At 33.1% G+C, this 12,237-nt stretch carries 9 protein-coding genes; 3 read left to right on the top strand and 6 right to left on the bottom strand.

Going from position 1 to position 12,237, the window contains the following annotated elements; translation table 11 throughout:
- Nucleotides 1-177 precede the first annotated feature (177 nt).
- Entirely contained in the window at nucleotides 178-1,644 is a 1,467-nt protein-coding gene (gene nagE, locus LB888_RS05065) for an N-acetylglucosamine-specific PTS transporter subunit IIBC (protein ID WP_318753804.1), read from the top strand.
- A gap of 84 nt (nucleotides 1,645-1,728) precedes the next feature.
- Here the strand turns inward: nagE and LB888_RS05060 are convergent, their stop codons facing one another.
- The 3 genes from LB888_RS05060 to LB888_RS05050 all read right to left on the bottom strand — a co-directional run bounded on the left by LB888_RS05060 (nucleotide 1,729) and on the right by LB888_RS05050 (nucleotide 5,122).
- The gene (locus LB888_RS05060; protein WP_318753803.1) at nucleotides 1,729-3,183 is read right to left on the bottom strand and encodes an alpha-amylase; all 1,455 of its coding nucleotides are present in this window, start codon (nucleotides 3,181-3,183) and stop codon (nucleotides 1,729-1,731) included.
- Between the two features lie 239 nt (nucleotides 3,184-3,422).
- The gene (gene glnA / locus LB888_RS05055) at nucleotides 3,423-4,760 is read right to left on the bottom strand and encodes a type I glutamate--ammonia ligase (protein ID WP_318753802.1); all 1,338 of its coding nucleotides are present in this window, start codon (nucleotides 4,758-4,760) and stop codon (nucleotides 3,423-3,425) included.
- 20 nt (nucleotides 4,761-4,780) lie between these two features.
- Complete coding sequence (locus LB888_RS05050) at nucleotides 4,781-5,122, bottom strand: MerR family transcriptional regulator (protein ID WP_276645439.1); 342 nt, start codon at nucleotides 5,120-5,122, stop codon at nucleotides 4,781-4,783.
- 189 nt (nucleotides 5,123-5,311) lie between these two features.
- Here LB888_RS05050 and LB888_RS05045 point away from each other — a divergent pair, with 189 nt between their 5' ends.
- Nucleotides 5,312-6,220 carry a C39 family peptidase gene (locus LB888_RS05045; RefSeq protein WP_276645442.1) on the top strand — a complete coding sequence of 303 codons (909 nt, stop codon included), beginning with the start codon at nucleotides 5,312-5,314 and terminating at the stop codon, nucleotides 6,218-6,220.
- A gap of 11 nt (nucleotides 6,221-6,231) precedes the next feature.
- The gene (locus tag LB888_RS05040; RefSeq protein ID WP_318753801.1) at nucleotides 6,232-7,116 is read left to right on the top strand and encodes a cation diffusion facilitator family transporter; all 885 of its coding nucleotides are present in this window, start codon (nucleotides 6,232-6,234) and stop codon (nucleotides 7,114-7,116) included.
- 83 nt (nucleotides 7,117-7,199) lie between these two features.
- On the opposite strand, the gene dnaB is transcribed toward LB888_RS05040, so the two are convergent.
- The 3 genes from dnaB to LB888_RS05025 all read right to left on the bottom strand — a co-directional run bounded on the left by dnaB (nucleotide 7,200) and on the right by LB888_RS05025 (nucleotide 11,235).
- On the bottom strand, nucleotides 7,200-8,576 hold the full coding sequence (dnaB, locus tag LB888_RS05035) for a replicative DNA helicase (RefSeq protein WP_078755120.1): 1,377 nt from the start codon (nucleotides 8,574-8,576) through the stop codon (nucleotides 7,200-7,202).
- 192 nt (nucleotides 8,577-8,768) lie between these two features.
- The gene (rplI, locus tag LB888_RS05030) at nucleotides 8,769-9,218 is read right to left on the bottom strand and encodes a 50S ribosomal protein L9 (RefSeq protein ID WP_066126437.1); all 450 of its coding nucleotides are present in this window, start codon (nucleotides 9,216-9,218) and stop codon (nucleotides 8,769-8,771) included.
- 13 nt (nucleotides 9,219-9,231) lie between these two features.
- Nucleotides 9,232-11,235 (bottom strand): DHH family phosphoesterase, encoded by a 2,004-nt coding sequence (locus LB888_RS05025; RefSeq protein WP_318753800.1) that lies wholly within the window; start codon nucleotides 11,233-11,235, stop codon nucleotides 9,232-9,234.
- Nucleotides 11,236-12,237 lie beyond the last annotated feature (1,002 nt).

Genomic DNA, 12,237 nt, shown 5'->3' with positions numbered 1-12,237 from the left:
ATGCATTATAATTATTTTCTATGAAGATGAATAAAAATTATAATAATATAGTATTGAAAACGTTTCATAATATCGCTATAATTAAATTATTAAAGTGGTATTCTTAGGAAAGGAGGACCGTATTTACACCGCTTTTTTGCATTTATTTTTTATTATCCCATTTAGGAGGAAATTATTATGATGAAATATTTACAACGTATTGGTCGTTCATTAATGCTTCCAGTGGCAGTATTACCTGCCGGCGCGTTATTAATGGGGATTGGTTACTGGATTGATCCAACCGGTTGGGGAGCAGGCAGTCCAGTGGCCAACTTCTTTATTAAAGCTGGGGGCGCTCTTATTGATAATCTACCATTGCTATTCGCAATGGGGGTTGCTTATGGTATGACTAAAAAACAAGATGGTGCTTCAATTATTGCAGGGGTAGTCGCATGGTTAACCATCACCACCTTATTAAATACAGAATCTGTTGCAAACTTAACTTCTATGCCCGTAGAAGAAGTTTCACCGGCTTTCGGTAAAATTGCCAATGCCTTTACGGGTATTTTATCCGGTTTAATCGGTGCCTTTGCTTTTGATAAATTCCATAATGTTCAACTACCAACTGCTTTTGCTTTCTTCAGTGGTAAGCGATTGGCACCTATTATGGCATCATTAATGGCGATTGTAGCCTCCCTGGTTTTATTCTTTATTTGGCCGGCTGTCTATGGAGGATTAATTGCTTTTGGTACTGGAATGTCTAAATTAGGCGCTTTTGGTGCTGGTTTATTTGGTTTCTTTAACCGTTTATTAATTCCAACAGGATTACACCACGCTTTAAATGCTGTTTTCTGGTTTGATACAATTGGTATCAATGACCTTGGTAAATTCTGGGGTTCACCAGAATTAGGCGGGGTTGTGGGTGAAACAGGCCGCTACATGGCTGGTTTCTTCCCAATTATGATGTTTGGCTTACCTGGTGGGGCTTTAGCTATGTACCGCAAAGCACGTCCTGAGAATAAAAAAGTGGTTGCTTCATTATTTATCGCAGCTGCCACAGCGAGCTTTGTTACTGGGGTAACAGAACCATTAGAATTCTCATTTATGTTTGCAGCACCTGCTTTATATTTAATTCATGCTGGTTTAACTGGTCTTTCACTTTTCATTACTGCGTCATTCAAATGGTTTGCAGGTTTTGGTTTCTCTGCTGGGGTACTTGACTATATTCTTTCATTTAGAGTGCCTTATGCAACGAATATTATTATGTTAATTCCATTAGGTTTAGCATTCTTTGCGATCTATTACTTTACATTTAGTTGGGCCATCGATCAATTTGATTTAAAAACTCCGGGTCGTGAAGATATCATCGCAGATGGTTTAGAAGAGGATAATCTTGATGCTCAAGCTACAGAAACACAATCTGACTATGCTCGTACGGCTAAAACAATCTTTGATGCTTTAGGTGGAAATGAAAATATTGAGGACATGACCTTCTGTGCAACTCGTCTAAGATTAAATGTAAAGGATTCTAGTATTATTAACGATGCTAAAATTAAAGCAGCGGGTTCTCCGGGTATCTTAAAACCAAGTAAAACAACTGCTCAAGTGATTATCGGAACTCATGTACAATTTGTTGCTGATGAATTTGAAAAATTATTAAAATAATGAATATAATTCCATTATCAAAATAAGCTCTGGAGACTTGTTCTATAAAGAACCTATCTCGAGAGCTTTTTTCGTCATAATTGTTTATTTTTCAACCCAACAAGACACACTGCCTGCTCTTACTGGAAAATCCGCATTGCCATTCTCATCAATCGTAATTTGCGCATCATGATGGCCTAAATAATCAATAAATACTTTACCTGCATTTAAAGCACCAACATTCATATTTTTCCAACCTTCATCTCCATTACTAATAACCACTGCCAAAGCATTTGGATGATCTTCGGTTCCCAATCGTGTCCACCCAATACAATTTGGATGATCAAAATAACGATTTTCTTCACCATAGGCATAGTCTTTCCGTAAATATAATAATTTATCTAAAATCCACTGAAGTTTAGGTTGACCAAATTGCTCATGATTAACCCCATAATAATCACCATAAAATACACAAGGTTGGCCATTTTGCATTAACAGAATAATCGCATAAGCAGAAGGCTTAAACCAATCTTCTACATAAGACTGTAGGGCTTGACCTTTTTGAGTATCGTGATTTTCAACAAAAGTGACGGCTTCAAAAGGATTCTTTTCCATTAAAGTGTCATTTAAGATAGTCGATAGATCATAATGATTGCCATTTTTACTTGCTAAATGAAAATTCATATGTAGTCCGACATCCACTAAATCTATTTCATAGTCTGTTTGAGCTAAATAAACCTCTTTCGCATTGACATCAGGATTCCAATATTCACCGAAAATAAAGAAATCTTCATCCGTATTATCATGGATGTATTCGATAAAATTCTTCATAAAATCAGCATCGATATGTTTAATTGCATCTAATCTTAATCCTTGAATACCTGTTTCTTGAATAAACCAATGAGCCCATTGATATAAATGATTTTTTACCTCAGGATGTCGAAAATCAATATCAGTAAACATTAAATAATCAAAGTTACCATTCTCAGTATCAACTAAGTCCCCATTGGCCCATCCTTTATTATCCCCAAGAATCATATAAATCCCTGTTTCATCATGACGCGCATCATAATCGGTACCGGTAAAATGATACCAATGCCACTCAAAATCACTATAAGTTTTATTTCTTCCTGGAAAATAAAAATGAGTCCAAGCTTCTATTTCATAAGGTTCAGATAATGGCTTTTGACGATTTTTAGGATCCATTTTTAACACCATAAAGGCCTCTTTTTCATCGCCATTCGCTTTGTGATTCAAAACAATATCGGCAATCGGTTTAATCCCTTGCTCCTTAAGTGCTTTAATCGCTGCTAGGTATTCCTCTTTAGTGCCATATTTAGTTCGAACTGATCCATTTTGATCGAACTGACCAAGGTCATATAAATCATAAACACCGTATCCTACATCATTAGTACCAGTTGCTTTAAAAGCGGGTGGCATCCAAACTTGATTAATCCCTAACTCCTTTAAGTGTTGAGCATCTTCTTTTAATCGATTCCAATGCTGTCCATCATCAGGTAAATACCATTCAAAATATTGCATAATTACTGGATTTGTCATGGCTCCATCCTTTCATAATTCCAAATACTAAAAAAATTTATGCAAGAATAGAAAACCGATAATGTTCACTTTTTTTATCTATTCCGCATAATTGATGAGACATCATCATCGTCTCATTGGACACTATGATATCCCACTTATCTCTTAAGCTTTAATATAACAATATGAGACTGGGCAAAAAATAATAAAATTTCTGCTCAGTCTCATCATACCTTATTTTGTTCTGATTGGCTATTTTCTTAATATTGAGTAAGATATTTATCTAATTCCCATTGAGTGACTTGTTTTTGATATGAGAAGTATTCAATTGTTTTTTCTGCAATAAAGTTTTGTGCAATATGATCGCCTAACGCATCCAATATTACCGGTTCTTTTTTTAATTCTTTTAATGCTTCACGTAATGATCCGGGTAAATCATTCACACCCTCAGCTAAGCGTTCTTCACGCGTCATTGAATAAATATTACGGTCGACAGCCATTGGGGGTTCAATTTTATCTTCAATTCCTTTTAATCCCGCTGCTAATAAGACAGATACTGCAAGATATGGATTAGCAGAAGGATCAACACTTCTTACTTCTACACGAGTGGAATTACCACGGGCTGCAGGAATACGAATTAATGGTGAACGGTTTTGACCACTCCATGCAATATAAACCGGTGCTTCATAGCCTGGAACTAATCGTTTATATGAGTTAACCAATGGATTACAAATAGCGGTGTATGCACGGGCATATTTTAATAACCCACCAATAAAGTACTTAGCTGTTTGCGATAAGCCATCAGGAGCAGACTCATCGTAAAATACATTGCCTTCATCATTAAATAAAGATAAGTTAAAGTGCATTCCTGAACCAGCATTTCCAAAAATTGGCTTTGGCATAAAAGTAGCATGAAGATTGTGACGACGAGCAACAGACTTCACAATCAATTTAAATGTCTGAATATTATCACATGCAGTTAAGGCATCGCTATATTTCCAATCGATTTCATGTTGCCCTGGTCCTACTTCATGATGGCTCGCTTCAATATCAAATCCTAAATCTTCTAGCTCTAAAACAATATCACGACGACAGTTTTCAGCTAAATCATTGGGAGCTAAATCAAAATAACCGCCTTCGTCATTTAAATCCATCGTTGGTTTACCAAATTCATCCAATTTGAATAAATAAAATTCTGGTTCAGGTCCTAAATTAAAACTCTTAAAACCCATCTCTCTCATTTTAACTAAACTGCGTTTTAAATTACTGCGTGGGTCCCCTTTAAATGGTTCTCTTTTTGGAGTAAGCACATCACATATTAAGCGTGCAATGCGACCCGTGTCTTGATGTTCAGCCCAATTAAAAGTCAACCACGTATCATAATCGGGTATCAAAAACATATCACTTTCTTCAATACGCACAAATCCTTCAATCGAAGAACCATCGAACATCATTTGCATATTTAAAGCTTTTTCTAATTGAGCAATCGGTACTTCAACATTTTTTAAGGTCCCATTAATATCCGTGAACATTAAACGTACAAATCTAACGTTTTTCTCGGCTGCATCGCGTAATATTGATTCTTTTGTCCATGTCATAATTTTTTTCCTCCTAATAATTAAAACCTACTCCGAATATCTAATTCATCACGCAAAATTCGTCTCACGTCTTGGTCGGTCAACTGTTTTGACTCAACGCGATTCATTGATTTTTCATTTTGATTTTCGTAAAATTTCTTAATTCCTTTCAAAGTCATTCCATCATCCATCATATCCATGATTTCTAAAAGCCGATCAATATCATTGAGTGAATATAATCTACGATTGGTCTCACTTCGTTTTGGGAAAATTAGTTGATAATCTTCATAATATCGAATCTGTCTAGCTGTTAACCCCGTTAAGCTCATAATTGTGCCTATTGGAAAAATTGCTAAAGTTCGTTTAATTTCTTTATTAGCCACCTAATTCCCCCTTTGAATTTTAATCATATTATAATAATCAATAAACGGCACGTCAATATTTTATTTACTTATCATGTTACATTTCCTTACATGATAAATGTTTTTCATTTATATTACATTAGGCAAGTTCAATTCACTCATGAGTATTTTTATGATACAATAGCTCTATGAAAAAATCGGAGGGCTTCAATGAAACGAAGTATACATCAAGTTGCAATTATCTTTACATTAATTGTGATATTAATAGGATCATTGCTAATCAATCAATTAAAAGAAGAAACAGAACTAAAAAATAATATTGCTTTAAATGAACAAATTCAACAACAAAAAGAAGAGACCTTGACCGAAACAACAATCGAGGAAACAACCGTTGTTGAAAAAATAGATTTCAATAGCTTATTAGCTGAAACGACCTCTCCTACCTTAGCACAAGATATTACTCAACTCATCAAAGAACAATACAATGATTCATACTTAAAAGCGCAAGACGATATCGTCAATACGCTTAAAGAACAAAAATTAGATATTGAAAATACAGGCTACCTTTTTTTACCTGAACATCCTTCTAATTACACAGACTCAAAAGTTGAACAAATCGATATTCCGTTAATTTTACAAAAAAATAAAAAATGGCGGTCCCTTTCTTATGGAACGAATACCACCAAAGAATTAGGTGAAAATGGCTGTGCGATAGTCTCGTTATCGATGATTGAAAGTTATTATCAAAATCGTATTGTTGAACCCAATGAAATCCTAAATTGGAGTCAAAATGATTATTATGTTCATAATGAAGGAACTTCTTGGCAAATATTTTATGATTTTGCCATCGAGCATGGTTACCAGTTTGAAAATTTTGGATCTAATTTTTATGATGCCATGGAGGCACTCAATCAAAATCGTATTGTCATTGTTTCAGTACAACCTGGTCATTTCACTGAAGTAGGTCACATTTTATTAATTCGTGGCTATGATAGTGAAAATCGCAAAGTCTACGTGAATGACCCAAATGATAATGCTGAAAAAATGTTCAGTATCCAAGGAATTGACGAAGATATTCTTTTAGAAGATGCTTTAAACTTCTGGACTTTATATAAATAAGGAGTTTTTAAATGAATAACCACCAACAAAAAATACTGATGGCTGCTAGAGGTGCGGCTATCAGTGTTTCTGTCTATTTAATCCTTTCCATTTTAAAATTAGTATTTGCGCAAATCTTTCATTCGAGCTCATTGCAAGCAGATGGATTAAATAACCTCTCTGATATTATCGCCTCTCTTTCAGTATTTATTGGGATCAATATTGCGAAAAAACCAGCAGACAACAATCATCATTTTGGTCATTCTAAATTTGAAACAATCGCGAGTTTTATTACTTCTGTCTTAATGTTTTATATCGGAATTGATGTTTTATCGACCAGCTTTCAGCGATTAATCAATCAAGATTTTCCCGTTACGGATAAAAAGGCAGTGTATGTTTCTATTTTTTCAATGTTCGTCTTATGGTTTACTAGCCAGTATATTGCAACACTCTCTAAAAAGACGAATAGCCTCGGTTTAAAGGCTACTGCAACAGATATGAAGAATGACTTTCTAATAAGTTTTGGAACCTTATTAGGAACCATTTTTGCTCAATTTGGACTTCCAATAATGGATACGATTATCTCTTTAATTGTGGCTGTCATTATTATTATTTCTGGCTATGAAATTTTCAAAGAATCAACTTTTGTTCTATCCGATGGTTTCGATTTGGAAGAAATAGAAAAATATCGTGCCACTATTTTAAAACATCCAAAAGTACATGAGGTTTCAAATCTAAGAGCCCGCCTTAATGGTAATAAAATTTATGTTGATGTCACCATTAAAATTGATGGTAATTTATCAGTAATTGAATCTCATCATATTACGGAAGAAATTGAAACAATACTCTCGTATAATTTTCAAGTTGAAGATTGTGATGTCCATGTTGAACCTTATTTTGAACCTAAAAAAGCCTAATAGCGATCACTCTATGTTAGAGAGAGTAGCTATTAGGCTCTTCTTTTATTGATAGATAACGAATTTAGACTGAACACTGGCCGTTATAATGTAGGCGGAATTTCAGCAAATGTTAAACTCGAGAATTTATTATATTCTTTAGTAAAAAGGAGTCTCACCGTATCCCGGGCACCACTACGGTTTTTAGCAACAATAATTTCCACACTATTATCAGGTAAATCATCATTATGTTCGACCTCTTCATCGCCTTCTTGTTGGTGATAATCTTCACGGTATAAAAATGCAACAATATCCGCATCCTGTTCAATCGATCCCGACTCACGAATATCACTTAACATTGGACGTTTATTTTGGCGATGTTCTAATCCACGCGATAATTGTGAAAGCGCTATGACAGGTACTCCTAATTCTTTGGCTAATTTCTTCAATTGTCGTGAAATTTCAGAAACTTCTTGTTGTCTGTTTTCTTGTCCACTACCTTCAATTAATTGTAAATAGTCTATTACAATTAACCCAAGTTCAGGATGTTCTTGTTTTAAACGACGGCATTTTGCTCTAATTTCAGAGACACGAATTCCTGCTGTATCATCAATAAAGATTGGCGCTTCTCGTAAGGTATCCGCAGCAACTGTTAAACTATTCCACTCATCCTCTGTCAATTGACCGGTTTTCAAATTACCTGCGTGAATGTTACCTTCAGCACAAATCATCCGGTTAACCATATCAATTGCACCCATCTCTAAGGAAAATATAATTACCGGTACTTTTGACTTGGTAGCAACATTTTGAGCAATATTTAAAGCGAAAGCGGTTTTACCAACGGATGGCCGCGCTGCCAGAATAATCAACTGATCTGGTTGGAAACCACTTGTCAATTTATCTAAATCAGCGTAGCCTGAAGGTAATCCAACGACATCAGTTTGAGTTTCAGATAGTTCAATTATTCTTTCAAATGCTTCTTGAACTAACTTTTGCATTTCTTTAGGACGATTGCTATGATTATTTTCACCAATCGATAGAATCAGCTTTTCACTCTTATCCAAAACATCTTGTACATCTTCGCCAGCCGCATAAGCATCATTCATAATTTGAGTCGATGACACAATCAATTTTCTTAAAATTGAATTACTTTTTACAGTATTGGCATAATTCTCCACATAAACAGTTGATGGTGCTTTGGAAATCACTTCAACCAGATATTCTGCACCACCAATATTTTCTAATGCATCATTCGCATCTAAATATATTTGAATATTCCCGATATCAAATGAACCATCGCGATCAAAAACCTTCTCAATGGCTTCAAATATTAATTTGTGTGATTGACGATAGAAGTCGTCTTTTTCTAAAACCGCCTGTACTGTTCCCATTTTAGAGGGATCAACAAGTAATGCCCCAAGGACTGATTGTTCGGCTAATGTATCGTGTGGCATTACACGCTCATTCGATACTAATTCCATAATTAGGACCCTCCTTAATAGTATTTCTTCTCTAGTTTACTAAATGAAAAGGGGAGTTGCAAGGTCAAATATCTGAACTTGAACGTCACAATTTCTCCCATCATATTATAATCTTTAAAAACAAAAACTAGACCTTTTTTAGTAAGGTCTAGCATTTTATATAAAATAATTGATTGTTAACTTATTTATATTTTAAGCTTCAACAACATGAACCTTTATTTTAGCAAATACATCTTGGAATAATTTGACTTCAACATTATGATACCCCAATGATGATAAATTTTGTTCCATTTGAATTTTTCTTCTATCAATTTCAATTTTATATTGTTTTTTCAATTCTTCTGCTATCTGTTTTGATGGGATGGTACCAAATAAACGACCATCTCCTGCTTTAGCTTTAATTTCAACAACCGTGTCTTCTTTTTCAATAAAAGCTTTAATCTCTTTTGCTTCAGCTAATTCTTCTGCTTCTTGTCTTTGCTGTGCAGCTTTTTGCGCTTTTAATTGGTTCATTGAAGGGGCATCAGCTAATTTAGCTAAACCATTCTTTATTAAATAGTTACGTCCATAACCATCTGAAACTTCAATTACTTGACCTTTTTTACCTTGTTTTTTGACATCTTGTAATAATATAACTTTCATTAAAAAACCTCCATTACTTATTCTGATTAATCGCTTGCAATAACAAATCCTTTGCTTCGTCAACCGTTATATTTTCTAGTTGTGCTGCTGCATTTGATAAATGTCCACCGCCACCTAATGATTCCATAATTTTTTGCACATTGATCTTACCTAAACTTCGTGCGCTAATACCAATAGATGTCATCGTTCTTTGGAAAATAACAAAAGCAGCTTCCACATGTGTTAAAGATAACATACCATCTGCAGCTTGAGCTGCTGTCACATTATCAATTGGAAGACCTGATTCACTTTGAGTAATCGCATAAACTGAATCATAAAATTCTGTACGTTCGATTAATTGATTACGCTTTTTAACTTCCAATAAATCTTCTTGTAACATTCTTTGAATTTGCTCTGTATCGGCTCCACGTGATTTTAAATAACTCGCAGCATCAAATGTTCTGGAACCTGTCCTCATACTAAAATTATTGGTATCTACAATAATTCCAGCCAATAAAGCCGTTGCTTCGAAACGATTAACCGGTTCACTATCATTGCGTACATTCATAAAGAACTCAGTAATCAATTCACTCGTTGAAGAAGCTGTCGTTTCAATATAGGTTAATACCGTTTGTTTAGGAAATTCTTCACTTCGACGGTGATGATCAATCACAACAATATTTAGACCATATACAAATAATTGTTCTGCTTCTGATAAAGAAGGGCGATGATGGTCAACTAATATTAATAATGTTTTTGGATTTAAATATGTCTTAGCTGTTTCTGAATCAATGAATATATTTTTTAAATTATAACTAATTTGTGGACTATTCAATAGATTTTTAATATCAGTATTAAAAGTGGATTCATTAATAATGATTTTTGCTAATTTCCGTCGTTCAGTCGCAATTTTATAAATTCCTAATGCAGAACTTAAAGAGTCCATATCCGGGTACTTATGGCCACTGATAATAACATTACTAGCTTGATCAATTTGATTAATTAAAGCCTGATAAACTAATTTCGATCGGGTATTGGTACGTTTTTCAGTAGGATTTGTATCGCCACCATAAAATCTTGCGGGTTCTTCATCCATTTTGACAACCACTTGGTCGCCACCACGCCCTAAAGCTAAATCTAAATTCATTTGAGCCTCTTTTGCTAACCGATTAATTTTCACTTTATCATCTGTTGAATAGGCTATCCCAATACTCATCGATATTGGAATATTTCTAGCATAATATTTTTCACGAATTTCACTAAAATATTTAAATTTTTGATTTTCTAACTTTTCTAAGGTTTTAACATTTAATAGAAGTATGAACTTATCATCTTCTATCCTTTTAATATAAACATCTTGTTGTTGTGCCCAAATATTAAGTTCATTGATAAGATCTGCATCAAAATTAGATGCTTCTTGATCATCTAAAGACTGTACTACTTCATCGAAATCATCTAATAGTAAATATCCATAAACAATACGATTATTTTTATATTGTTGCTGAATATTATATTCATTTTCAAATTCAATCCAATAGATAGCACGACTGTTGACATCATGTGAAACTCGATAATGTTTTTCATTATATGTTATCACTTGCCATTCCTTATCAATGGTTTCAATAATAGTCATTAAATCAGGATTAATATCTTCCAATTTTTGGCCTACAGCATTTTTATAATTTATGATTGAATTTGCCAGTGAATTTCCCCAAGACAATCGATGATCTTGATCATATAATAAAATCCCAATGACTGAGTTATCATATACCTTTTCATTTACAACTATAATATCTTTCGCTAATTGATTAGCAATCATTTTTATTCTAGATACAAAACGATTCGTATAATAATAGATAAAAATGAAGATTGCTATTAACAAAAGTAGAAGTAAAATACCAATTTCAATTTTTAATACAAACGCAGTTAGCATAATAATAATGTAAATTAAAAGTAGGGAATATATTTGCCAACTTAGTTCAAGTTGGTGAAAAAAATTTAGAAAGTTTTTTACACGGTCTATTTTAATTAAAACCACCTCATTTCTCATTAATCTATTATAACATATCCGGTAATTGATATCTATTTACCCATTAATGTTTCACGTGAAACATATTTAAGTAAAAGAAACTATATAAAGAATACAAAAGAAGTATAAATAATAATATTTAGTTAGTTATACTTGATGGGCTTTAGTATCATAACCATAACATTGCAAAAACTTCTTACACAATATGTCTTTTAAATAGGTATAGAAAGTAATTGGTAAAAGATTATCTTTTAATAAGTGCACTGTTACATCAATTTAGTGTTGAGTGGAAAAGATATAATAAATAATAAATAATAACCTTTAACAATGAACGTCATCGATATGTATTGGTTAAAGCTAGGAGTTCTTCGCAACCAAACTTAAGAGACTTATCAAAAAAACGTCTATCAAAAATATAAAATTTACAAAAATATCTCAAAAAATAGTCAGCAACACTCATAATTTAAATTTTTAAATTATTATAATGTTACTAACCCAAATCGATTATTCCCTAGAGAATCACTGTATCAATAAAGCAAGATTTACTCAGCTGGAGTTATGAGAACAAACTTAATTGGATAAAGAAAAATCTTTTTCAAAAAGTTTCATTTTTCATAACCAGGTAAAATATTTTCATCTGAAAACTAATTGAACAATGTAAGCATTCCAAATGCAGCACAAATATTAAAAACGATAAAAATAACCCTCTTTTTGTTTTCATTAATTTTCAAGATGTCTCATTTTGAGACACAAAAACGGCCTTTTTTGGATGTAGTTTTCATTTTCATAAAAATCCAAAATATAAATCGCTAAACTTTATCTATTCTTAATAATTAAGCAAAATATGTCTCAAAATGAGACACGAGCTTGTGAATGAAAATATTCCATAATATAAATTACTTTTTAATATTTTGTTAAGAGCAAAATCACAAGTAACTCATATAGTATTCCTAAATATACTATGTACTTCGAACATCCAATTAAAAAATAATACTATCTAATTTAATCATT

Origin of the sequence: Globicatella sp. PHS-GS-PNBC-21-1553, from assembly GCF_033564055.1 — a bacterium.
Taxonomy (GTDB): Bacteria; Bacillota; Bacilli; order Lactobacillales; family Aerococcaceae; genus Globicatella; species Globicatella sulfidifaciens.
The sequence above is the reverse complement of the archived record's forward strand: the minus strand, read 5'-3'. Positions and strand labels throughout refer to the sequence as shown.

What these genes read in the sequence shown, in the direction of transcription:
- nagE (WP_318753804.1), top strand. Translation starts at nt 178, where the DNA reads ATGATGAAATATTTACAACGTATTGGTCGTTCATTAATGCTTCCAGTG.
- LB888_RS05060 (WP_318753803.1), bottom strand. Translation starts at nt 3,183, where the DNA reads ATGACAAATCCAGTAATTATGCAATATTTTGAATGGTATTTACCTGAT.
- glnA (WP_318753802.1), bottom strand. Translation starts at nt 4,760, where the DNA reads ATGACATGGACAAAAGAATCAATATTACGCGATGCAGCCGAGAAAAAC.
- LB888_RS05045 (WP_276645442.1), top strand. Translation starts at nt 5,312, where the DNA reads ATGAAACGAAGTATACATCAAGTTGCAATTATCTTTACATTAATTGTG.
- LB888_RS05040 (WP_318753801.1), top strand. Translation starts at nt 6,232, where the DNA reads ATGAATAACCACCAACAAAAAATACTGATGGCTGCTAGAGGTGCGGCT.
- dnaB (WP_078755120.1), bottom strand. Translation starts at nt 8,576, where the DNA reads ATGGAATTAGTATCGAATGAGCGTGTAATGCCACACGATACATTAGCC.
- rplI (WP_066126437.1), bottom strand. Translation starts at nt 9,218, where the DNA reads ATGAAAGTTATATTATTACAAGATGTCAAAAAACAAGGTAAAAAAGGT.